This is a genomic window from Delftia sp. PE138 (assembly GCF_018320755.1).
Classification (GTDB): Bacteria; Pseudomonadota; Gammaproteobacteria; order Burkholderiales; family Burkholderiaceae_C; genus Comamonas; species Comamonas tsuruhatensis.
On sequence record NZ_JABEPN010000001.1, the window covers coordinates 992,432 to 1,014,916 of the forward strand.

Consider the following 22,485-nt stretch of genomic DNA (forward strand, 5'->3'; position numbering starts at 1 on the left):
CTGAAATGGTCTCCAAATTGTCCTCGCAATGGATGGCTCAGGCCATCGAGCTTGCCACGCAAGCGCTGTTCAGAACCTCCCCCAATCCTCGGGTCGGCTGCGTCATCGTCGACTCCCGGGGGGTGTTGCTGGGTCAAGGCGCCACCCAGTGCGCGGGAGGTCCGCATGCCGAAGTCATGGCCTTGCGCGATGCCCAGTCCCGAGGGCACTCCGTGCGAGGCGCCACTGCCTATGTGACCCTGGAGCCCTGCGCTCACCATGGCCGCACAGGGCCGTGCTGCGATGCGCTGGTGGAGGCCGGCATCGGCAAGGTCGTGGCGTCGTTGACGGATCCCAATCCCCGCGTGGGTGGCCAGGGCTTTGAGAGGCTGCGCGCCGCAGGGGTCGAGGTTGAGATTGGTGATGGCGCAGATCAGGCGTGGGAGCTGAATCTGGGTTTTTTCAGCCGCATGCTTCGTGCCAGGCCCTGGGTGCGCGCCAAAGTGGCGGCTTCTCTGGATGGCATCACTGCATTGAGCAATGGGCAGAGTCAGTGGATCACCTCTGCCGAAGCCCGGCATGATGGCCATGCCTGGCGCGCCCGTTCCTGTGCGATCCTGACGGGCATAGGCACGGTGCTTGCCGACAATCCTCGCCTGGATGTCAGAGAGGTAGAAACGTCCCGGCAGCCCATGCTCATCGTGGTGGATAGCCAGCTCCAGACACCTCCTGATGCACTCTTGTTTGCTGCGCAACGCAAGGTCGTCATCTACACGGCAGTCAGTGATTTGGCATCAAACCGCGCGCTTGCGCTGCTGGAGCGTGGAGCGCAGTTGCAGTATGTGCCTGATGGTCTGGGGCGTGTGGATGTGCCCGCCATGATCCATGATCTGGCCAGGCTGGAAGTGAATGAGCTGCACGTCGAGGCCGGCCATCGGCTCAATGCTGCGCTTGCCGAAGCAGGGCTGGTAGACGAATGGTTGGCCTATCTGGCGCCCAAGCTTCTATGGAACGGAGCCGGTTGGGCCGATATGCCCTCTTTGAGCAGACTGGCCGATGCTCAGGCCATGTCATTCCATTCAGTCTCAAGTGTGGGAGGCGACCTGCGGGTGCTTCTCCGCAAGGTAGGGGCGGATCGGCTTGGGTTGAGCTGCGCAACCTGAGGCGTCATGCGCAGCCGCAGCTACTGCTACCGCCCCCAGCACTCCACCGCAGTGGTATTCACACCCAGGCCGAGCGCATCACGCTCGCCCGTATGGGTCAGCGTGAAATCGCCACATCGGTCACCGAACTGGGAGCCGCGGCGTGTGGCGATCAGGGTGTAGGTGTCGTCGTCGTGGCCGCTGGTTGACAGGAAGTCGATGGTGTAGCGCTTGCTGGAGTCGTGGGCCCAGGTCAGGTCTGCAGGCAGCTCGGTGGGGTAGGTGCCGTTGGCGGTGGCGGCGCGCTCCAGCCATTGCTGGGCCTGGAGCAGGCCGGCGCGGGCGTCGGCGCGGTGGACTGCGCGGATGTACTCGTTGTAGCTGGGGACGGCGACCGTGCCGAGGATGACGATGACGGCCACGACGATCATGAGTTCGATGAGCGTGAATCCTGGGGATCGAGGGCGGCGCATGTGGTGCCTCATTTCATTTGGCGCCAGCTGGGGCGCAGGGATTGCTCCGGCATGCGGGCGAGTACATTGCGACGGCCTTCGGCGTCGTAGCCGATGGCGTGATGGCCCTTGTGGAGCAGGGCCTGGGATCCCCTGGCGACGCTTGCGCGCGAGACCTCCTCATCTGCCGTGCCGTAGACCCCATCGCCGTTGCTGTCCATCAACGGAACGCCGGGTCGCTTGCCATCCATGATGTTCATGAATGTCAGGAATTGGCGCTCCTCGCTCGCATTGCAGGCGTCGGGCGGGCTTGCGCTTTCGCCGGGGCGCCTGGGGGATCCGGCAGGTATCTGGCTGTAGATCGCGAGGATGTTGCTGCCGTCGTGGAAGCCCATTGGCTTGAGCAGGCGCTCGCCCGGCAGGGGCAGGTCCATGTACCAGCCTTTGTGCCGCGTCCAGTCGAGGTCGGTCGTGGAGTCAACGCGCCAGAAGCCTTGGCCGGCCGCCCCTGCCGGCTGATGGTTCACCGAGCGCCTGGCCAGTTCTCCGATGCCTGAAACGGGTGCCGCTCGCTGTCCGTCAGGCTGCCTGCAGTCCGAATCCTTGCCATCGAGGCAAGCTTGCACTCTGCCGTCCGCGAGCAACCTGTAGCGGGTGCTGTCGAGGATGGAATAGATGCTCTGGACCGCTGTGTTGCCAGAATCCTGCCGCGTGATGTGGCGTCCGGTACCGAATGCCACCAGCATGCCGCCTGCCGTCAAGCGCTCGCGCCCTTCTTTGGCATTTTTGCTGGCCCTGCGCCGGTCATTGGCGCGTACGGAAGGAGGGGCGGTGATGGCTTGACGCAGGTTGCGAGTGGCCGATGGAGAACTGCCACCCCAGGCTGTGTACAGCGGCCGGCCGTCGAAGGCCACGCCCCAGCGGGAGGAGGCACCGCTGGCGATGAGAAATTTCCACAGATTGCCCTGGATGTCACCTGCGTAGACCACATCGGGCCGGCCGTCTCCATTGATGTCCACAAGGCGCGGGGCGGAGAGTCCGTTGCGGGTAGTCTCGGGGGTGGTGCCGGTTGGGGTATTGCCCGTGGCAACGAGGCGCAACAGCTCCTGGTTGCCATCGAGATACTGGATCAGCAACACGGGCCGCTGGTTGGTGCTGTGGTAGCCGTTGCCCGTCACCAGTGCCCAGCGGTTGTTGTTCAACTGCGTGATCTGAGTGCTGCGTTGCGGGTTGGCATCGTCCAGCACGGGGGCCGCAAAAATATGGCCCAGGTCCTTGTTTTCCTGGCAAGTGGCGCGCTGGCGCATGTCATCCAGGCTGGCGCAGTCGCCGGGATCGCTGTTGCGTGTCTGGGTTCGGTCGAGCAGGACCAGCGAGCTGGCGCCGGACTCGCTGAAAGCCTCCGGATGGGTGATGTCCAGCACGAAGTAGCCCTTGGCTCCGGCGCCCGCCATGCCAGCCAGCACAGTGCGCCACTGCGAGGACGCAACGCTGCCCGGGGGGATGTCGCCGCTCATGGCGGAGCCGTCCACAAAGTAGCGATGCCGGGCGTCATAGTCGGGGTCGGAAAGTCTTGCCAGTCCGGAGATCACGCCTCGTGGGATGTAGGCGATCTTTTCCCTGCCGTCGGTGGCCGAAAAGCCATGCAGCATGCCGTCATTGCCGCCTGCATAGATCATGGGCTGGCGGTTCTGCTGGGCGAGGGTATAGGCGGCATAGCCCGGCAGGGGCCAGTTGTCCACGGGATGGCCGGTATGCCAGATCTGGGAGTTGACGATGTCGCCCTGGCGCGAGCTGCGCTGGCGAAAAGGACGGGTGGGGCCAACGCGCGGCGGTTGTCCCGGAGCTTCCATGCGGCGGTCGCCGCGTATGAAGTTGAGCCTGTGCTTGCCCAGGTTGTCTGCTCTTCCTTCGGCATCGATGCCCAGGGAGGCTTTCTGCCGGTGGTCGAGTTCATTCCACTTGAAGGACACGCCTCTTTGCAGTCTGTCGCTCCAGGTCAGGATCAGACGGTCATTGATTGCCTGTTCGTCGCTGAGTGCATCCAGGTGGCCGGCCGTGGTTTTGCCTTGCCAGCCGGCTGTTGCGGTGAGGCTGCCATCGGCCTGGACGGTTTCTGCGCTGATCCAGCCGTTCCAGGCCGCTTTTGCGCTGTAGCGGGCGCTGAATATGTCCACGCCGGCCCGCGTAATCACGCTGCCGCTGGAGACCATGGAGCTGCTGCGGCCCTTGGCATCTGTCTGTTGTCCGGCCGGGCAGTCTTCAATGGGCGCGGCGAATTCGGTGCCATCTGCCTGAACCCTGGCAACTGGAGTGTCTGCCTCCGAGACCTGCTGGACCTGGATGGGCGCCGGCAGGCCAGGCTTTATCGTGACCTTGACTCGGGGCCCAAGCGACGACTGGGTCATATCCATTGCCTGGCTGTTTTGCGCGGCCAGGACTGCAGCGACCATGGCTGCGGCTGTCGGCGCTGGCAGCAGGATGCGCCGGAGCCAGGGTTGGCAGAGGTGGGGCATGTCAGGTGTCCTGAGTCAGTCGCGGCGTTTCTGCCGGGCGTAGGTCTGCTGCATCACCACCTGGGTGTTGCTCTTGCGGCCATGGGCAATGGCCGTGATGCGATAGATCACCTGGGGCTGCATGTAAAGGGCCAGTCGGGGTGAGCCGTTGGCGATGACGCCCGAGTTCCCTGCGTTGACGTCATAGGGCAGGATCTCTATCCAGTACCAGCCTCCCTTTCCTGCCTCACGATTTGCCAGGATGGAGTCGCTCTTTCCGCCAGCGATGGCGCCCGTGAACTGGCCGTAGCGTGCGCCGACGTCAGCGGCCGTCATCTGGCCCAGCGTGATCCCTTGGCCTTCGTCCGCGTTGTTCCAGAAGTCCTGAGGTCCCGTGCGCTTGGTGCACAGGCCATCGCGGCATCCAGTGGGTGTGGCCTCAGCGAGGCTGGCCAGCAGCAGGCCGACTTCCCCGGTTTCCCGGGGGAACTGTGCGATGCCTGCACCGCTGCGGCAGACGGATGGCTGGCTGCTGCTGGCGGCGCAGGCGGCGCCGCTGGCCTGTTCGCCCCGAATATCCAGTTCGGCATCCTGCAGCAAGGCCTGTGCAGCCTCCAGGGCACGCTGGTAGTCGGCATCGTTGCCCACGAACATTTCGTTGAACAGTGCGCTGCGCGACGCCCACAGGGCGAGCAGCATGGACAGCATGACCAGGACCACCACGATGAACAGGGCGATGCCTTTTTGGCGCTGAGCTGCGCAGGTGTGGGCATGTCGCATGCCTGCAGCCTTGTGCGTCATCCGGCCAACCCCTGGCTGCGCAACTGGTACACGCTGCGAAAGACCATGTGCAGGCGCCGCGTCCTGGGCGCAGGCAGCGTGGCCATGTGGATGGATTCGGCCGTACCGTCGCTGTCGTCGCAGTCGGTATAGCTGCTGTTGGCGGGCATGTCGATGGCCTCGTTGCCGAATAGCACCAGGCAGACCTCGGCGCCGACGACGCGAGGCCAGTCCTGGCCTACGGCGGCTGCGTTGACATACTGGATGCGGGCGGCGCCCCCCGGCGCCTGGATCAGGTAGCGCACCTGGAAGTTGGCGACGTTCCTGGCAAGGGGCTGGGCACCCGCGGAGGGCGCTCCGGCGCAGCGCAGGGTGTTTTTACTGGCGTCCAGGACAAAGCGGCTCAGGATGAGGCTGTCGCTGTTGGTCTGCCCCAGGCAATTGCGCTGCAGTGAGGTCTCGATGGCCGATGTGTGCAGCGGCTGCGTGTAGTTGCTGTAGCCCACGGCGAGCTTGTATTGGGAGCGCCCGGGTGCATCGAGGCCCTGGATGGTGTCGTGCGTGGGGTTGAAGTCCAGTGCGCCCGCCTCGAATGCAACGGGGTCTGCCACGTCAATGGCTTCTGTTGCCCTCTTGTGTGATGCAAGAAGCAGCCGCAGGGACCCCGCCTGCCGGATCTGCCGGCCCATGACACGGAAGAGATGGGAAGCCTGCTGTTGCAACTGACTGGCATCGCTGACGGTGGCGGACACGGCGCGTGACGCCATGAGTGCGCCCATGGCCACGCCGATGATCAGCAGTCCCAGGAAAAGTCCGACCAGCAGTTCGACGAGGCTCAGGCCGCGTTGGCGCGGTCTGGCCGCAATGGCGGTGGCGATGCGATGGGGATTCATGGGCCTGCGCAGAAGAGCTGGACTGCGTTGTTTGCAAGGTAGGGAGCGCAGCGAGCGCTGAGTGCGATGTATTGCAGGTGGCAGGTTCTGCCTGCAGGACAGGCCGTGGCCTGATCGCCGTGCATGCGATCGCCATCGCCATCAAGCCCGACGGGGTCCTTGTAGTCGGCCTTGCCGGACTTTTCGTTCTCGCGCCAACTGATCATGATCCCCAGCTGGCGCCCGTTGCCGGCGCTGGCGGCTGCCTCGTTTCCTGCGAGGAAGACCTTGGCGGCCCCGCCTGGCAGCAGTTGGCGAACGGATGCCTTCCATCGTGCGAGGTGGTAGCTGGCCATTGCGTCCGGGCCGCATGCGGCGGCACTGCAGTCGGCGACGGATTCGGGGGCGTGATTCCAGTCGGAAACGTAGCGGCCGATCTGTCCGAGGGAGTTGGGGTTGGCGTGCGTGCGCTCGCTGAGGTCCTCGATCAGCCGGATGGCCTGGGCGCGGCGCACGCCGCTTTGGTTGTCGGCCAGGGTGCGCATCTGCAGTCCCAGGATTCCCAGAACACCCAGGGCCGTGATGACGGTGGCGACCAGGGTTTCGATCAGGGTAAAGCCATTGGGATGCCGATTGCGGGTACGTGTCAGGCGCATGGAATACCCTCCTGGCCGACCACCCGGATGCGTCCGCCGGACGAGACGCAAATGCCTTGGGTTGCGGCGGAAGTGATTCCGGCCGGAGATGGCGCAATGGCGAAACCCATGGCGGTGAGTCCGCCCAACTGACCCCAGCGGTCCACACTGATGATGGAGGCAGACCGGGAGCGGGTGACGAGGGTGCGGGCGGGCGTGTCGAAGCGCTGCAGCTCCTCCTTGGGATCCCAGTGCCTGTTGCCATTGCGGTCGACGAACACCACCCAGCCGCAGCCCCAGTCGGCGTGCTGCGCCGCCAGGGTGCAGCCCTTGGTGCCTTGGGGCAGTTTCTGGATGAAAACGCCGCCACCGCGACGCACGGCTTCGGAGCGCGCGTACTGCAGCGTCGATTGCAGGGCCTCGACGGTCTGGCGAACACGCCAGCGCTCGATGATGAGGTTGAAGCTGGGAGCTGCCAGCGTGGTGAGCACGGCGAGGATGGCGACGACCACCATCAACTCGATGGCAGTGAAGCCTTTGGCGCCCGGGCGAGCCTGAGGCCTGGTCGATGACATCTCTTGAATCCCTCCCCGTCGATTGGCTTGCGCAACGCTGGTTGTTGCTGCTTGTTTCGTGCGCCGCTCAATCTATTGGGGTTGTTCGTGCATGTCTTTCAGACCAATCTGTTTCTTTGGTCAAAAAATAGGAGTTGTGCCGTGAATGGGGCTGAATTCAGGCGTGCAGAGGTGCGAAAAAATCCAATGATGGCAAGGCTTTGCCGGATTTTTTGGTATTGGAGGCTGGCCTAGGACTGTTTCTGGGAGCGTGTCAGCGCTGGCGCCTGCCCGGCGGCTGCCCGGTGTATCCGGCGCATGCTCCGGCGTTGTGCCTGCCCTGGCATTCGCGGTAAAGCCGCTTGTCGCGTTGCTCGGGCGACTCGTCTGAGCTGCTGCGCTGCGTCGGCACCCGGACCCGCTGCCCGCCCTTTTTGCGCTTGGAGCCTTGCGCAGCCGATGCGTCGGCGCGGTGGGACGCAGCCTGGGCAGGCAGGGCCAGGCCCAGGGCCGCGACCAGGCAGAGCAGGGCGCATTGCCGCCGCTGCGCTTGTCGGGTCGATGGAATGAATGAAAAACGCACTGCCATGGCGTGGCCCTCCCTTGGTGTATGGAATGCCTGCGCACCACATATCCGTGCTTCGTGACGGCATGCCTGTGGCGCGGGCTTTGCGGGATTCTGGGCGGGCAGCAGGCCGAAGTGGCAAAGGGCCGCAAATCAGGTGTGGATGCCGGTCCGGGCGTGCTTGTTATAATCCCAGGGTTTTGCATGGTGCAAGACGCACGTCGGGGCCTTTCCAGTCCCGGCGCAAGTAACCAAGGCTGCCTCCTTGCTTTTGTCTTTGAGGCGCCAATTTCCAAGGAAAAAAATGATCGCATCTTCCGTGAAGGCTGAAGTCGTCAAGTCCAACGCACGCTCTGCCAACGACACTGGTAGCCCAGAAGTGCAAGTGGCCCTGCTGACCGCACGCATCAACGAGCTGACCCCTCACTTCAAGCAACACGCCAAGGACCACCACGGTCGCCGTGGCCTGCTGCGCATGGTGAGCCGCCGTCGCAAGCTGCTGGACTACCTCAAGTCCAAGGACGCTGATCGCTACACCGCACTGATCGCCAAGCTGGGCCTGCGCAAGTAAGCACGGTGGGAGATCGAAACGCCTGAGTTAGCCTGTCTAGCTCAGGCGTTTTTTACTTCGGAGAAAGCAAGACAGAGCGAAGCTGTGTCATTCCATTGCTGCGGATTTGATAGCAAGAAATCCAGCAATGGAATGGCATCGTGTTCTGAATTGCTCTCCATCATGGCCGGATGAGTGCATCTGGCCAACATTCCCTAGGAGCAACAATGTCCATCTTCAACAAAGTCACCAAGACCTTCCAGTGGGGCCAGCACACGGTCACCATGGAAACCGGCGAGATCGCCCGCCAGGCTTCCGGCGCCGTGCTGGTCAACATCGATGACACCGTGGTGCTGGCCACCGTGGTGGCGTCCAAGCAGGCCAAGTCCGGCCAGGACTTCTTCCCGCTGACCGTCGATTACATCGAGAAGACCTACGCCGCAGGCAAGATCCCCGGCAGCTTCTTCAAGCGCGAAGCCAAGCCCAGCGAACTCGAAACCCTGACCAGCCGCCTGATCGACCGCCCGATCCGCCCGCTGTTCCCCGAAGGCTTCTACAACGACGTGCATGTGGTCATCCACACCGTGTCGCTGAACCCCGAAGTCGATGCCGACATCGCCGCCCTGATCGCCACGTCGGCCGCCCTGTCCGTGTCGGGCATTCCGTTCAACGGGCCCATCGGTGCAGCCCGCGTGGGCTACATCAATGGCGAGTACGTGCTCAACCCCGGCCAGACCCAGCGCAAGGATTCGCAGATGGATCTGGTCGTGGCCGGTACTGAAGCTGCCGTGCTGATGGTGGAGTCCGAGGCGCAGCAACTGCCTGAAGACGTGATGCTGGGCGCTGTGGTCTTCGGCCACGAGCAAGGCCGCATCGCCATTGACGCCATCCATGAACTGGTGCGCGAAGCCGGCAAGCCCGTCTGGGACTGGGTCGCTCCCGCCAAGGATGAAGAGCTGATCGCCAAGGTGGCGGCACTGGGTGACGAAGCCCTGCGCGCGGCCTACCAGATCCGCAACAAGCAAAGCCGCACGCAGGCCTGCCGCGAAGCCTACGCCGCCGTGAAGGCCGGCCTGACGGCCCAGGGCGTGGAGTTCGACGGCGTCAAGGTCGAAGGCATGCTGTTCGACATCGAGGCACGCATCGTTCGCAGCCAGATCCTGGCCGGCGAGCCGCGCATCGATGGCCGTGACACGCGCACCGTGCGCCCCATCGAAATTCGCAACTCCGTGCTGCCCCGCACGCACGGCTCGGCCCTGTTCACGCGTGGCGAGACGCAGGCCCTGGTCGTGTCCACGCTGGGCACCGAGCGCGACGCGCAGCGCATCGACGCGCTGGCCGGCGAGTTCGAGGACCGCTTCCTGTTCCACTACAACATGCCTCCCTTTGCCACTGGCGAAGTGGGCCGCATGGGCTCGACCAAGCGCCGCGAAATCGGCCACGGCCGCCTGGCCAAGCGCGCCCTGGCGGCCTGCCTGCCCAGCAAGGAAGAGTTCCCCTACACCATTCGCGTGGTGTCGGAAATCACCGAGTCCAACGGCTCCTCGTCCATGGCCTCGGTTTGCGGCGGCTGCCTGTCGATGATGGATGCGGGCGTTCCGATGAAGGCCCACGTGGCCGGCATCGCCATGGGCCTGATCAAGGAAGACAACCGCTTTGCCGTGCTGACCGACATCCTGGGTGACGAAGATCATCTGGGCGACATGGACTTCAAGGTGGCCGGCACGACCAGCGGCATCACCGCGCTGCAGATGGACATCAAGATCCAGGGCATCACCAAGGAAATCATGCAGGTCGCCCTGGCCCAGGCCAAGGAAGCGCGCATGCACATCCTGGGCAAGATGCAGGAAGCCATGGGTGAAGCCAAGGCCGAGATCTCGTCCTTCGCTCCCAAGCTGTACACGATGAAGATCAACCCCGAGAAGATCCGTGACGTGATCGGCAAGGGCGGCTCCACCATCCGTGCGCTGACCGAAGAGACCGGCACGCAGATCGACATCGGCGAAGACGGCACCATCACCATCGCTTCCAGCGATGCCGCCAAGGCCGACGAAGCCAAGCGCCGCATCGAAGAGATCACGGCCGAAGTCGAAATCGGCAAGATCTACGAAGGCCCGGTCACCAAGATCCTGGACTTCGGTGCTCTCGTGAACCTGCTGCCCGGCAAGGACGGTCTGCTGCACATCAGCCAGATTGCCCACGAGCGCGTGGAGCGCGTCGCCGACTACCTGCAGGAAGGCCAGATCATCAAGGTCAAGGTCATGGAGACCGACGAAAAGGGTCGTGTCAAGCTGTCGCTGAAGGCGTTGACCGAGCGTCCTGCCGGCATGGAGCGCAGCGAGCGCCCCGCGCCTGCCGAGCGTGAGTTCCGCCAGCCGCGTGAGCCCCGCCAGCAACGCGAGTACCGCGAGCCGCGTGAACCTCGCGAGCCCCGTGAAGGCGGTCGTCCGGCTGCCGAGGGCGAGCAGCAACAGCAACAGCAGCAGTAATGCCCGGCAAGGCCGTTCCCCAAAAAGGGGGGGCCTTGCAGGTGCATGCGGTGACTGGAAAAAGCGCTGACCTGTTCAGCGCTTGTGGCATTTTTGACAGGGATTGCGAGGTCGAAAAATGGAAAAGCAAATCATGCGTGCCGTGGAACTCACGGACTTTGGTGGTCCCGAGGTCTTGCGCCTGGGCGAGCGTCCGCTGCCCGTGGCCGGCGCGCAGGAGTTGCTGATCCAGGTCTCGGCCAGCGGTGTCAATCGCCCTGATGTGTTGCAGCGCAAGGGGCACTACGCCCCGCCGCCCGGTGCCTCGGATCTGCCCGGGCTGGAAGTGGCCGGGGTGATCGTGTCGGGTGACGACGACGCCATGCGGCTGGCAGGCCTGCGCGTGGGCGACCGCGTGTGCGCGCTGCTGGCCGGTGGTGGCTATGCGGAGTACTGCGTTGCGCCAGTGGCCCAGTGCCTGCCCATCCCGGCGGGGCTCAGCGAGGTGGAGGCTTCGGCATTGCCTGAAACCTTCTTCACCGTCTGGAGCAATGTGTTCGATCGCGGCGCCTTGCAGGCGGGCGAAACCCTGCTGGTGCAGGGCGGCAGCAGCGGCATTGGCGTGACGGCCATCCAGTTGGCCAAGGCGCGTGGCGCCACGGTCATCGTGACGGCTGGCTCCGATGCCAAATGCGCCGACTGCCTGAAGCTGGGCGCCGACCATGCCATCAACTACCGTACCCAGGACTTTGCCGCGGAGGTGCAGCGCATCACCGACGGCAAGGGCGTGGACGTGATCCTGGACATGGTGGCGGGCAGCTATGTGGCGCGCGAAGTGCAGAGCCTGGCCGAGGATGGCCGTCTGGTCATCATTGCGGTGCAGGGCGGCATCAAGGCGGAGTTCGATGCGGGCCTGGTCTTGCGCCGTCGCCTGCTGGTGACGGGCTCCACGCTGCGTCCGCGTCCTGTCGCCTTCAAGGCGGCCATCGCCCAGGCGCTGCGGCGCGAGGTCTGGCCGCTCATCGAGGCAGGCGGTATCCGCCCTGTGATTCACAGCACCTTTGCTGCCGCTGATGCCGACAAGGCGCACGCGCTGATGGAGTCAAGTCAGCACACCGGCAAAATCGTTTTGACGTGGTAACCATGAAGAAGAAACTCATCGTCGGCAACTGGAAGATGAATGGCAGCCTGGCTGCCAATGCCGTGTTGCTCAAGGCCCTCAAGCAGGGGCTGCCCGAAGGTGGAAATGCGGGTGTGGCGGTGGCCGTGCCGGCCGCCTATCTGGCCCAGGCCCAGGCCGAGCTTGCAGGTTCGTCCATTGGCGTGGCTGCGCAGGATGTGTCGCAGCATGACTCGGGCGCCTACACGGGCGAGCTTTCGGCTGCCATGCTCCAGGATTTTGACGTGCGCTACACCTTGGTGGGGCACTCGGAGCGTCGCCAATACCATGGCGAAACCGATGCCGTGGTGGCCTTGAAGGCGCAGGCTGCGCTGGCCAAGGGCGTCACGCCCATCGTCTGTGTGGGCGAAACGCTGGCAGAGCGCGAGGCGGGGCAGACCGAGGAAGTCGTCAAGCGCCAGCTGGCAGCCGTGATCCATCAGGTGGGTCAGTGCATCAGTGAGCTGGTCGTGGCCTACGAGCCTGTCTGGGCCATCGGCACCGGCAGGACCGCAACACCCGAGCAGGCGCAGCAGGTGCATGCCGTGCTGCGCGCCCAGCTGGCGGCTGCCAGCCGGCAGGCTGACCGCATCCCCTTGCTCTACGGCGGCAGCATGAATGCCTCCAATGCAGCCCAGCTTCTGGCCCAGGCCGACATTGACGGTGGTCTTGTGGGTGGGGCGTCGCTCAAGGCGCCGGATTTCCTGACCATCATCGCTGCGGCCCAGTGAGCCGGAGCAGTTTCTCCATTCGCTTTTTTAGCTCTCGCGTTACTAGCAGGTACAACCAATGAATGCATTCGCAAGCGTGATCCTCGCCGTCCAGATGCTGTCGGCACTCGGCATGATCGGCCTGATCCTGATCCAGCACGGAAAGGGCGCCGACATGGGCGCCTCGTTCGGCAGCGGCAGCTCCGGCAGCCTGTTCGGTGCCTCGGGCAGCGCGAACTTTCTGTCGCGCTCCACGGCAGGCCTGGCCACGGTGTTCTTCGTGACCACGCTGGCGCTGGCCTATCTGAGCAATGCGCGCCCCGTCAGCTCGGGCAGCGTGCTGGAAGGCGCGGCCCCCATCACGGCACCGGCTCCCGCAGTCCCTGGCGCTGCTGGCGAAGTGCCTGCTCCTGCGGCAGGTCAGGCGCCTGCTGCCGGTGCTGAAGGTGCGGCCCAGATCCCCACGAAATAATTTCGAACAAAGCCCTCGGTCCTCCTGGTCCGAGGGTTTTTCAGAGTAGAATCTAGAGATTGTTCGGTAGGCGGAATCTTTGCAACGAAGATAAAGAGCCAGCCGAAATCGAGACGTAGCCGTCGTGGTGAAATTGGTAGACACGCTATCTTGAGGGGGTAGTGGCGAAAGCTGTGCGAGTTCGAGTCTCGCCGACGGCACCAAGATATAACTAAGAGCCTGCCCTGCTGATCAGGCTGATCGGTGCGGGCATGCCTTTCAAGGTAGCCGCACACGATGAACATCGACCAGTATCTTCCCGTTCTCTTGTTCATTCTCGTCGGCATGGGTGTCGGCGTAGTCCCCCTGGTACTGGGGTATGTGCTGGGTCCGAACCGGCCCGATGCCGCCAAGAACTCTCCCTACGAATGTGGCTTCGAGGCCTTCGAAGACGCGCGCATGAAATTCGATGTGCGCTACTACCTCGTCGCCATCCTGTTCATCCTATTTGATTTGGAAATCGCCTTTCTGCTGCCCTGGGCCGTTGCGCTTCGGGACGTGGGTGGGGCTGGTTTCGCCGCTGTCCTGATTTTCCTGACCGTTCTCGTCGTGGGCTTTGTCTACGAATGGAAGAAGGGTGCGTTGGACTGGGACTGATGCGGGTTCACTAAGGAAACACGATGATCGAAGGCGTGATGAAGGAAGGCTTCATCACCACGAGTTACGACTCGGTGGTGAATTGGGCCAAGACGGGCTCGCTGTGGCCCATGACATTTGGTCTGGCCTGCTGCGCGGTCGAGATGATGCACGCTGCGGCGGCGCGTTACGACATTGGCCGCTTTGGCTCGGAGGTCTTCCGTGCCAGCCCCCGCCAGTCGGACCTGATGATTGTGGCCGGCACCCTGTGCAACAAGATGGCGCCCGCCATGCGCAAGGTCTATGACCAGATGTCCGAGCCGCGCTGGGTCATCTCCATGGGCTCGTGCGCCAATGGCGGCGGCTACTACCACTACAGCTATTCCGTGGTGCGTGGCTGCGACCGCATCGTGCCGGTCGATGTCTATGTGCCTGGCTGCCCCCCCACGGCGGAAGCCCTGATCTACGGCATCATCCAGCTGCAGCAGAAGATCCGCCGCACCCATACCATCGCTCGCGTCTAAGGGCTAGATGATGACTGCTATTGCGATTCACCCCGAAGTGCTTCGGGATGTGGTGGCTGCTGCCTTGGGCGACAAGGCGCGCAGCGTGACCGTGGCCCTGGGCGAGGTGACGGTCGAAGTGTCCGCTGCCAACTATCTGGAGGCCATGCAGGTTCTGCACAGCGCCCCGGATTGCCGGTTCGAGGTTCTGGTGGACCTGTGTGGCGTGGACTATTCCACCTATGCGGAAGTCGGCCGCGAAGGGCCGCGCTTTGCCGTGGTGTCCCACCTGCTGTCGATCAGCCTGAACCAGCGCCTGCGCGTTCGCGTCTTCTGTACCGACGACGATTTTCCGGTGGTGGCTTCGGTCACTCCCATCTGGGCCGGCGCCAACTGGTTCGAGCGCGAGGCGTTCGACCTGTTCGGCATTGTCTTCGATGGCCATGACGACCTGCGCCGCATCCTGACCGACTACGGCTTCATCGGCCATCCCTTCCGCAAGGACTTCCCGCTGTCGGGCCATGTGGAGATGCGCTATGACCCCGAACAGCAGCGCGTGGTGTACCAGCCGGTCACCATCGAGCCCCGCGAGATCACGCCGCGGATCATCCGCGAAGACAACTACGGGGGCCTGCACTGAAGGCGCTGCAGGCGCCTTTTTGATGGACGACCATGGCTGAAATCAAGAACTATTCCCTGAACTTTGGTCCGCAGCACCCGGCAGCGCACGGCGTGCTGCGCCTGGTGCTGGAGCTCGACGGTGAAGTGGTGCAGCGTGCAGACCCGCACATCGGTCTGCTGCACCGCGCGACGGAAAAACTGGCAGAGAGCAAGACCTACATCCAGTCGCTGCCCTATATGGACCGGCTGGACTACGTGTCCATGATGTGCAACGAGCACGCCTACTGCCTGGCCATCGAGAAGCTGCTGGGCATCGAAGTGCCCATTCGCGCCCAGTACATCCGCGTGATGTATTCGGAGATCACCCGCATCATGAATCACCTGATGTGGCTGGGCTCCAGCGGCAACGATGCAGGCAGCTCCACGACGCTGATCTATACCTTCCGTGAGCGCGAAGACCTCATGGACATGTACGAGGCGGTCTCCGGCGCGCGCATGCACGCGGCCTATTTCCGTCCGGGCGGCGTCTACCGCGACCTGCCCGACACTATGCCGCAGTACAAGGCCAGCAAGGTGCGCAATGCGCGCTCGGTCGAGGTCATGAACCGCAACCGCCAGGGCTCGCTGCTGGACTTCATCGACGACTTCACGCAGCGCTTCCCCAAGTGCGCCGACGAGTACGAGACCCTGCTGACCGACAACCGCATCTGGAAGCAGCGCAACGTGGACATCGGCGTGGTGACGGCTGAGCGTGCCATGAACCTGGGCCTGACCGGCCCCATGCTGCGTGCCTCCGGCGTGGCCTGGGACATGCGCAAGTCGCAGCCCTACGAGGTCTATGACCGCATGGACTTCGACGTGCCCGTGGGCAAGACCGGCGACTGCTACGACCGCTATCTGGTGCGCGTGGCCGAAATGCGCCAGTCCAACCGCATCATCAAGCAGTGCGTGGACTGGCTGCGTGCCAACCCGGGCCCGGTGATCGTGGACAACCACAAGATCGCCCCGCCGCCGCGCGAAGGCATGAAGTCCAACATGGAAGAGCTGATCCACCACTTCAAGCTCTTCACCGAAGGTTTCCGCGTGCCCGAAGGCGAGGCTTACGCGGCCATCGAACACCCCAAGGGGGAGTTCGGCATCTACATCGTGAGCGACGGGGCCAACAAGCCCTACCGCCTGAAGATCCGTCCGCCGGGATTCGCCAATCTGTCCGCCATGGACGAACTGTGCCGAGGCCACATGCTGGCCGACGCCGTGATGGTGCTGAGTACCCTGGACATCGTGTTTGGAGACGTTGACCGATGATTACCGAAGCGACCAAGGAGCGCTTTGCGCGCGAGGTGGCCAAGTACCCGGCCGACCAGAAGCAGTCGGCCGTGATGGCCTGCCTGTCCATCGTGCAGCAGGAGCAGGGCTGGGTCAGTCCCGAGAGCGAGGCCGTGATCGCCGAGTTCCTGGGCATGGCCGAGATCGCGGTGCACGAAGTCACCACGTTCTACAACATGTACAACCAGCGGCCGGTGGGCAAGTTCAAGCTGAACGTCTGCACCAACCTGCCCTGCCAGCTGCGCGACGGCTACAAGGCGCTGCACCATCTGGAATCCCGCCTGGGCATCAAGATGGGCGAGACCACGCCCGACGGCATGTTCACGCTGCAGCAGTCCGAGTGCCTGGGTGCCTGCGCGGATTCGCCGGTGATGCTGGTGAACGACCGCTGCATGTGCAGCTTCATGAGCAACGAAAAGCTCGACGAACTGATCGACGGCCTGCGCGCCGCGGAGGGCAAGGCATGAACGCCGCCGCACAATCGGTCCTGGCCAGGTTTGCCGCCTCGGGCAGCGAGACCTGCTTCCACGACCGCCACATCAATCCCCAGATCTATGCCGATCTGACCGGCGCCAACTGGTCCATCAAGGACTACGAGGCACGCGGCGGCTACCAGGCGCTGCGCAAGATCCTGGGCAAGGACGGCAGCGAAGGCCTGACGCAGGATCAGGTGATCGCCACCGTCAAGGAGTCGGGGCTGCGCGGCCGCGGAGGCGCAGGTTTCCCCACGGGCCTGAAGTGGAGCTTCATGCCCCGCCAGTTCCCGGGCCAGAAGCATCTGGTGTGCAACTCGGACGAAGGCGAGCCGGGCACCTGCAAGGACCGGGACATCCTGGTGCACAACCCCCACATCGTGATCGAGGGCATGATCATCGCGGCCTACGCGATGGGCATCTCCCTGGGCTACAACTACATCCACGGCGAAATCTTCGAGGCCTATGAGCGCTTCGAGGCCGCGCTGGAGGAAGCCCGCGCTGCCGGCTACCTGGGCGACAACATCATGGGCAGCAGCTTCAGCTTCCAGCTGCACGCGCACCATGGCTTCGGCGCCTACATCTGCGGCGAAGAGACTGCGCTGCTGGAGTCGCTGGAAGGCAAGAAGGGCCAGCCGCGCTTCAAGCCGCCGTTCCCGGCCAGCTTCGGCCTGTACGGCAAGCCCACCACCATCAATAACACCGAAACCTTTGCGGCCGTTCCCTGGATCATCCGCAACGGCGGTGCTGCGTACCTGGAGTGCGGCAAGCCCAACAATGGCGGCACCAAGATCTTCTCGGTCAGCGGCGACGTCAACCTGCCCGGCAACTACGAAGTGCCGCTGGGCACGCCCTTCAGCAAGCTGCTGGAGCTGGCCGGTGGCGTGCGCACGGGCCGCAAGCTCAAGGCCGTGATCCCCGGCGGATCGTCCTCGCCCGTGCTGCCGGCCGACATCATCATGGAATGCACGATGGACTACGACTCCATCGCCAAGGCCGGCTCCATGCTGGGCTCGGGCGCCGTGATCGTGATGGACGACTCGCGCGACATGGTCGAGAGCCTGCTGCGCCTGTCCTACTTCTACCAGCACGAGTCCTGCGGCCAGTGCACTCCCTGCCGCGAAGGCACGGGCTGGCTGTGGCGCGTGGTCAACCGAATCGAGCACGGCGAAGGCCGTCCTGAAGACATCGAGCTGTTGGACTCGGTGTCCGTGAACATCATGGGGCGCACGATCTGTGCGCTGGGCGATGCGGCAGCGATGCCGGTGCGCGCCATGATCAAGCACTTCCGCCACGAGTTTGAAGCGAAGATCCAGAACGCTTCCAAGCAGACGGTCCACGCCGCCTGATCGCGAGAAAAGCATATGGTTGAAATTGAACTGGACGGAAAGAAGGTGGAGGTCGCCGAGGGCTGCATGGTCATGCATGCAGCCGAGAAGGCAGGCACCTACATCCCGCATTTCTGCTACCACAAGAAACTTTCCATCGCCGCCAACTGCCGCATGTGCCTGGTGGACGTGGAAAAGGCCCCCAAGCCCATGCCCGCCTGCGCCACGCCCGTGACGCAGGGCATGATCGTGCGCACCAAGAGCGAGAAGGCGATCAAGGCACAGCAATCGGTGATGGAGTTCCTGCTCATCAATCACCCGCTGGACTGCCCGATCTGCGATCAGGGCGGCGAATGTCAGCTGCAGGATCTGGCCGTGGGCTACGGCAGCTCCGCCTCGCGCTACGAGGAAGAAAAGCGCGTGGTCTTCCACAAGGACGTGGGCCCGCTGATCTCCATGCAGGAGATGAGCCGCTGCATCCACTGCACCCGCTGCGTGCGCTTCGGACAGGAAGTGTCCGGCGTGATGGAGCTGGGCATGATCAACCGCGGCGAGCACTCCGAGATCACCACGGTGGTGGGCGATACGGTGGACTCCGAGCTGTCGGGCAACATGATCGACATCTGCCCCGTGGGCGCGCTGACCAGCAAGCCCTTCCGCTACAGCGCCCGCACCTGGGAGCTGTCGCGCCGCAAGTCGGTCTCGCCCCATGATTCCACGGGTGCCAACCTCATCGTCCAGGTCAAGAACCACAAGGTCCTGCGCGTCGTGCCCTTCGAGAACGAAGAGGTCAACGAGTGCTGGATCGCCGACCGCGACCGCTTCTCCTACGAAGCCCTGAACAGTGACGAACGCCTGACCCGCCCCATGCTCAAGCAGGGCGGTGAGTGGAAGGAAGTCGACTGGCAGACGGCCCTCGAATACGTGGCCAACGGCCTGCGCCAGATCAATAACGACCATGGCGCCTCCGCCATCGGTGCGCTGGTCAGCCCGCACAGCACGCTGGAAGAGCTGTTCCTGGCAGGCAAGCTGGTGCGCGGCCTGGGCAGCGAGAACATCGACCATCGCCTGCGCAATGCCGAGTTCACCGCCGCCCAGGGCGTGCAGTGGCTGGGCACGCCCATCGCCTCGCTTTCCAAGCTGCAAGGCGTCCTGGTGCTCGGCTCCAACCTGCGCAAGGACCATCCGCTGTTCGCGCAGCGCATCCGCCAGGCGGCCAAGCAGGGCTGCACCGTGCTCGCCATCAATGAGCGTGTCTACGACTGGGCCATGCCGGTGACGGCGTCCATCGTGGCAGCCCCGGACTGGGCCCAGGCGCTGGCCGATGTGGCCGCCGCCGTGGCGCAGGAAAAGGGTGTTGCCGCTCCCGTGGCCGCCGCCGACGTGCATGCCGAGGCCCAGGCCATTGCCACCGCGCTGCTGCGCGGCGAGCGCAAGGCCATCTTGCTGGGCAATGCCGCTGCGCACCACGCACAGGCATCGACCCTGCTGTCGCTGGCCAACTGGATTGCCGAGCAGACCGGCGCCTCGGTCGGCTACCTGACCGAAGCCGCCAACACGGTGGGCGCGCAGTGGGTGGGCGCACAGCCTGCCGCTTCGGGCCTGAACGCAGGCCAGATGCTGGCCGGCGGCCTCAAGGCCGTGCTGCTGCTGAACAACGAACCCGTGTTCGACTCCGCTGCCGGCGCCCGCGCCGCAGAGGCATTGGGCAAGGCCGAGATGGTCGTGACCCTGAGCCCGTTCAAGGCCAACATGGAATTCAGCGACGTGCTGCTGCCCATCGCCCCGTTCACGGAAACCTCGGGCAGCTTCGTCAACGCCGAAGGCCGCCTGCAAAGCTTCCATGCCGTGGTCAAGCCGCTGGCCGAAGCCCGTCCGGGCTGGAAGGTGCTGCGCGTTCTGGCCAACCTGCTGGGCGTGCAGGGCGTGGACTACGAGACGTCGCAGGACGTGCTCGCAGCCGCCACCGCCGGCGCCACCAGCGTGCCGGCCAACCTGCTGGGCAATGGTGCGCCTGCCGTGAATTCCATCGCCAACGGCGCCGGCCATGCCGCGCCCGTGGTGGCCAGCATTTATCAGCTCGACAGCATCGTGCGCCGCGCGACGTCGCTGCAACTGACGGCAGATGCACGTCAGGCTCGTGAGGGAGGCGCCGCATGATTGACGCACTCAAGACGGCCGGTGCCGGCCTGATCGCCGCCCCCTGGTGGACCGACGTGGCCTGGCCCGTGCTCTGGATCCTGCTGGGCATCGTCGCCATCGTCGCCCCGCTGATGGGCGCCGTGGCCTACCTGACGCTGTGGGAGCGCAAGCTGCTGGGCTTCATGCAGGTTCGCATGGGTCCCAACCGCGTGGGTCCCTTCGGCCTGCTGCAGCCCCTGGCCGATGGCCTGAAGCTGCTGACCAAGGAACTGATCCAGCCCACGGCTGCCGCCAAGGGCCTGTTCTACGTGGGTCCCGTGATGGCCATCATGCCCGCCCTGGCGGCATGGGTGGCGATCCCCTTCGGTCCCGAAGTGGCGCTGGCCAACGTCAACGCCGGCCTGCTGCTGATCATGGCCATCACGTCCATCGAAGTCTATGGCGTGATCATTGCCGGCTGGGCCTCCAACTCCAAGTACGCCTTCCTGGGCGCGCTGCGCGCCTCGGCGCAGATGGTCAGCTACGAGATCGCGCTGGGCTTCTGCTTCCTGGTGGTGATCATGGTCACGGGCAGCATGAATCTGACGCAGATCGTGCTGAGCCAGGGCCAGGGCCAGTTCGCCAGCATGGGTGCCAGCGTCCTGTCGTGGAACTGGCTGCCGCTGCTGCCGATCTTCGTGGTGTACCTGATCTCGGCCGTGGCCGAGACCAACCGCCACCCCTTCGACGTGGTCGAAGGCGAAGCCGAAATCGTGGCCGGCCACATGGTCGAGTACTCGGGCATGGGCTTTGCCATCTTCTTCCTGGCCGAGTACGCCAGCATGTGGCTGGTGTCCATCCTGGCCGTGATCATGTTCCTGGGCGGCTGGCTGCCTCCGTTCGACTTCCTGTCGTTCATCCCCGGATGGATCTGGCTGGCGGCGAAGACTTTCCTGGTCGTGTCCATGTTCATCTGGATCCGTGCCACCTTCCCGCGCTTTCGCTATGACCAGATCATGCGTCTGGGCTGGAAGATCTTCATTCCCGTCACCCTGGTGTGGCTGGTCATCGTGGGTGGCTGGATGCACTCGCCTTGGAACATCTGGAACTGAGCGGAGCAAGAATGTCTGCGGTTGCTGCTACCCCATTTTCGATCAAAGATTTCTTCAAGAGCTTCATGCTCTGGGAACTGGCCAAGGGCATGGCCCTGACTGGCCGCTACACCTTCCGCCGCAAGGTCACGGTGCAGTTCCCCGAAGAAAAGACACCTCTGTCGCCGCGTTTTCGCGGACTGCACGCCCTGCGCCGTTATGACAACGGCGAAGAGCGCTGCATCGCCTGCAAGCTGTGCGAAGCGGTCTGCCCGGCCATGGCCATCACCATCGAGTCCGATGTGCGTGACGACGGCTCGCGCCGCACCACGCGCTACGACATCGACCTGACCAAGTGCATCTTCTGCGGCTTCTGCGAGGAAAGCTGCCCGGTGGATTCCATCGTCGAGACGCATATCTTCGAATACCACGGAGAAAAGCGCGGCGACCTGTACTTCACCAAGGACATGCTGCTGGCCGTTGGCGATCGCTACGAACCCGAGATTGCCGCCGCCAAGGCTGCGGACGCCAAGTACCGCTGAAGCGGCTCCTTGATCACTTGAAAAGATTCGATCCATGGACGCCAAAACTGGTTTCTTCTATCTGTTCTCGGTCGTGCTGCTGTTTGCAGCCTTCCGGGTCGTCACGGCGCGCAACCCCGTGCACGCCGTGCTCAACCTGATCCTGGCCTTCTCGCAGGCTGCCGGCATCTGGCTTTTGCTCAAGGCCGAGTTCCTGGGCGTGACCCTGGTGCTGGTCTACCTGGGCGCCGTGATGGTGCTGTTCCTGTTCGTGGTGATGATGCTGGACATCCGCATCGACGCCGTGCGCCAGGGCTTCTGGAAGCATTTCCCCTTCGCTGCCCTGATCGGCGCACTGATCGCCTTTGAAATGGGCATGGTGCTGATGGGCGGCTTCAGCGGTGTCGAGGAGCCCAAGGCCATTGCGGCCACGGTCAACGCTGCCGGCCAGACCGTGCAGTACTCCAATACCCAGGCCCTGGGCAAGCTGCTGTACACCGAATACCTGTACCCCGTCGAGATCGCTGCCGTGATCCTGCTGGTGGCCATGATCGCCGCCATCGCCCTGACCCTGCGCAAGCGCAAGGACAGCAAGGCAGTGAACCCGGCCCAGCAGATCCGCGTGCGCGCAAAGGATCGCCTCGAGCTGGTCAAGGTGCCGGTCACCCAGGCGCCGCAGGCACCGGCCGCCGAGGCAACCCCCGCCGTGGAGACAAAAGCATGACGCTGACTTTGGGCCATTACTTGACGCTGGGCGCCATGCTGTTCGCGCTCTCCGTCGTTGGCATTTTTCTGAACCGCAAGAACCTGATCGTGCTGCTGATGGCCATCGAGCTGATGCTCCTGGCCGTCAACATGAACTTCGTGGCCTTCTCCAGCTATCTGGGTGACATGCACGGACAGGTGTTCGTGTTCTTCATCCTGACAGTGGCAGCGGCCGAGTCGGCCATCGGTCTGGCGATCCTGGTGCTTCTGTTCCGCAACAAGACCAGCATCAATGCGGAAGATCTCAACTCCCTCAAGGGTTGAGTCCGCCGTAACTTGCAAGGTTCT

23 protein-coding genes and 1 tRNA gene are annotated in these 22,485 nt (G+C 64.0%); 18 read left to right on the forward strand and 6 right to left on the reverse strand.

Translation table 11 applies throughout. The features are described from left to right. Positions 1 to 5 precede the first annotated feature (5 nt). Positions 6 to 1,142 carry a bifunctional diaminohydroxyphosphoribosylaminopyrimidine deaminase/5-amino-6-(5-phosphoribosylamino)uracil reductase RibD gene (gene ribD / locus HFGMBDPB_RS04480; protein WP_212644984.1) on the forward strand — a complete coding sequence of 379 codons (1,137 nt, stop codon included), beginning with the start codon at positions 6 to 8 and terminating at the stop codon, positions 1,140 to 1,142. Positions 1,143 to 1,168: 26 nt separating this feature from the next. On the opposite strand, the gene HFGMBDPB_RS04485 is transcribed toward ribD, so the two are convergent. The 6 genes from HFGMBDPB_RS04485 to HFGMBDPB_RS04510 all read right to left on the reverse strand — a co-directional run bounded on the left by HFGMBDPB_RS04485 (position 1,169) and on the right by HFGMBDPB_RS04510 (position 6,930). Further along, positions 1,169 to 1,594: a type IV pilin protein gene (locus HFGMBDPB_RS04485; protein WP_026062047.1), complete on the reverse strand. Its 426-nt coding sequence runs from the start codon at positions 1,592 to 1,594 to the stop codon at positions 1,169 to 1,171. An 8-nt stretch (positions 1,595 to 1,602) separates the two neighbouring features. After that, positions 1,603 to 4,026, reverse strand: a complete 2,424-nt coding sequence (locus HFGMBDPB_RS04490; protein WP_249343344.1) for a pilus assembly protein — start codon at positions 4,024 to 4,026, stop codon at positions 1,603 to 1,605. 78 nt (positions 4,027 to 4,104) lie between these two features. Next, positions 4,105 to 4,869: a pilus assembly PilX family protein gene (locus HFGMBDPB_RS04495; RefSeq protein WP_016447720.1), complete on the reverse strand. Its 765-nt coding sequence runs from the start codon at positions 4,867 to 4,869 to the stop codon at positions 4,105 to 4,107. After that, positions 4,866 to 5,741 carry a PilW family protein gene (locus HFGMBDPB_RS04500; protein ID WP_212644986.1) on the reverse strand — a complete coding sequence of 292 codons (876 nt, stop codon included), beginning with the start codon at positions 5,739 to 5,741 and terminating at the stop codon, positions 4,866 to 4,868. The genes HFGMBDPB_RS04495 and HFGMBDPB_RS04500 overlap by 4 nt, the downstream gene beginning before the upstream one ends. Then, positions 5,738 to 6,376 carry a type IV pilus modification protein PilV gene (gene pilV, locus HFGMBDPB_RS04505; RefSeq protein ID WP_212644987.1) on the reverse strand — a complete coding sequence of 213 codons (639 nt, stop codon included), beginning with the start codon at positions 6,374 to 6,376 and terminating at the stop codon, positions 5,738 to 5,740. Before pilV ends, HFGMBDPB_RS04500 begins: the two co-directional genes overlap by 4 nt. Further along, complete coding sequence (locus tag HFGMBDPB_RS04510) at positions 6,367 to 6,930, reverse strand: GspH/FimT family pseudopilin (RefSeq protein ID WP_082001476.1); 564 nt, start codon at positions 6,928 to 6,930, stop codon at positions 6,367 to 6,369. Before HFGMBDPB_RS04510 ends, pilV begins: the two co-directional genes overlap by 10 nt. Positions 6,931 to 7,778: 848 nt before the next feature. Between HFGMBDPB_RS04510 and rpsO the strand changes: the two genes are divergently transcribed. The 17 genes from rpsO to nuoK all read left to right on the forward strand — a co-directional run bounded on the left by rpsO (position 7,779) and on the right by nuoK (position 22,461). Next, positions 7,779 to 8,045: a 30S ribosomal protein S15 gene (gene rpsO, locus HFGMBDPB_RS04515; protein ID WP_012206984.1), complete on the forward strand. Its 267-nt coding sequence runs from the start codon at positions 7,779 to 7,781 to the stop codon at positions 8,043 to 8,045. Positions 8,046 to 8,251: 206 nt separating this feature from the next. Further along, the gene (gene pnp, locus HFGMBDPB_RS04520) at positions 8,252 to 10,513 is read left to right on the forward strand and encodes a polyribonucleotide nucleotidyltransferase (protein WP_017404092.1); all 2,262 of its coding nucleotides are present in this window, start codon (positions 8,252 to 8,254) and stop codon (positions 10,511 to 10,513) included. Between the two features lie 118 nt (positions 10,514 to 10,631). Further along, the gene (locus tag HFGMBDPB_RS04525; protein WP_016447714.1) at positions 10,632 to 11,633 is read left to right on the forward strand and encodes an NAD(P)H-quinone oxidoreductase; all 1,002 of its coding nucleotides are present in this window, start codon (positions 10,632 to 10,634) and stop codon (positions 11,631 to 11,633) included. A gap of 2 nt (positions 11,634 to 11,635) precedes the next feature. Then, a complete protein-coding gene (gene tpiA, locus HFGMBDPB_RS04530) occupies positions 11,636 to 12,382 on the forward strand; it encodes a triose-phosphate isomerase (RefSeq protein WP_017404094.1) in 747 nt (248 codons plus the stop codon). Between the two features lie 58 nt (positions 12,383 to 12,440). Further along, entirely contained in the window at positions 12,441 to 12,833 is a 393-nt protein-coding gene (gene secG, locus HFGMBDPB_RS04535; RefSeq protein ID WP_016447712.1) for a preprotein translocase subunit SecG, read from the forward strand. A gap of 118 nt (positions 12,834 to 12,951) precedes the next feature. Continuing rightward, positions 12,952 to 13,036: transfer RNA gene (locus tag HFGMBDPB_RS04540), tRNA-Leu, on the forward strand. A 73-nt stretch (positions 13,037 to 13,109) separates the two neighbouring features. Continuing rightward, positions 13,110 to 13,469 (forward strand): NADH-quinone oxidoreductase subunit A, encoded by a 360-nt coding sequence (locus HFGMBDPB_RS04545; RefSeq protein WP_012206979.1) that lies wholly within the window; start codon positions 13,110 to 13,112, stop codon positions 13,467 to 13,469. A 23-nt stretch (positions 13,470 to 13,492) separates the two neighbouring features. Further along, the gene (locus HFGMBDPB_RS04550; RefSeq protein WP_012206978.1) at positions 13,493 to 13,972 is read left to right on the forward strand and encodes a NuoB/complex I 20 kDa subunit family protein; all 480 of its coding nucleotides are present in this window, start codon (positions 13,493 to 13,495) and stop codon (positions 13,970 to 13,972) included. A gap of 10 nt (positions 13,973 to 13,982) precedes the next feature. Further along, a complete protein-coding gene (locus tag HFGMBDPB_RS04555; protein ID WP_026062051.1) occupies positions 13,983 to 14,591 on the forward strand; it encodes an NADH-quinone oxidoreductase subunit C in 609 nt (202 codons plus the stop codon). Between the two features lie 32 nt (positions 14,592 to 14,623). Continuing rightward, positions 14,624 to 15,877 (forward strand): NADH-quinone oxidoreductase subunit D, encoded by a 1,254-nt coding sequence (locus HFGMBDPB_RS04560; protein ID WP_016447710.1) that lies wholly within the window; start codon positions 14,624 to 14,626, stop codon positions 15,875 to 15,877. After that, entirely contained in the window at positions 15,874 to 16,365 is a 492-nt protein-coding gene (gene nuoE / locus HFGMBDPB_RS04565; protein ID WP_016447709.1) for an NADH-quinone oxidoreductase subunit NuoE, read from the forward strand. The genes HFGMBDPB_RS04560 and nuoE overlap by 4 nt, the downstream gene beginning before the upstream one ends. Continuing rightward, on the forward strand, positions 16,362 to 17,720 hold the full coding sequence (nuoF, locus tag HFGMBDPB_RS04570; RefSeq protein ID WP_016447708.1) for an NADH-quinone oxidoreductase subunit NuoF: 1,359 nt from the start codon (positions 16,362 to 16,364) through the stop codon (positions 17,718 to 17,720). Before nuoE ends, nuoF begins: the two co-directional genes overlap by 4 nt. 15 nt (positions 17,721 to 17,735) lie before the next feature. Further along, positions 17,736 to 19,859, forward strand: a complete 2,124-nt coding sequence (gene nuoG / locus HFGMBDPB_RS04575; RefSeq protein ID WP_212644988.1) for an NADH-quinone oxidoreductase subunit NuoG — start codon at positions 17,736 to 17,738, stop codon at positions 19,857 to 19,859. Then, positions 19,856 to 20,932: an NADH-quinone oxidoreductase subunit NuoH gene (gene nuoH / locus HFGMBDPB_RS04580; RefSeq protein WP_016447706.1), complete on the forward strand. Its 1,077-nt coding sequence runs from the start codon at positions 19,856 to 19,858 to the stop codon at positions 20,930 to 20,932. Before nuoG ends, nuoH begins: the two co-directional genes overlap by 4 nt. An 11-nt stretch (positions 20,933 to 20,943) precedes the next feature. Then, positions 20,944 to 21,453 carry an NADH-quinone oxidoreductase subunit NuoI gene (gene nuoI / locus HFGMBDPB_RS04585; RefSeq protein WP_016447705.1) on the forward strand — a complete coding sequence of 170 codons (510 nt, stop codon included), beginning with the start codon at positions 20,944 to 20,946 and terminating at the stop codon, positions 21,451 to 21,453. A 34-nt stretch (positions 21,454 to 21,487) separates the two neighbouring features. Then, complete coding sequence (locus HFGMBDPB_RS04590) at positions 21,488 to 22,156, forward strand: NADH-quinone oxidoreductase subunit J (RefSeq protein ID WP_012206970.1); 669 nt, start codon at positions 21,488 to 21,490, stop codon at positions 22,154 to 22,156. Beyond that, positions 22,153 to 22,461: an NADH-quinone oxidoreductase subunit NuoK gene (nuoK, locus tag HFGMBDPB_RS04595; protein ID WP_016447704.1), complete on the forward strand. Its 309-nt coding sequence runs from the start codon at positions 22,153 to 22,155 to the stop codon at positions 22,459 to 22,461. Before HFGMBDPB_RS04590 ends, nuoK begins: the two co-directional genes overlap by 4 nt. Positions 22,462 to 22,485: the final 24 nt, after the last annotated feature.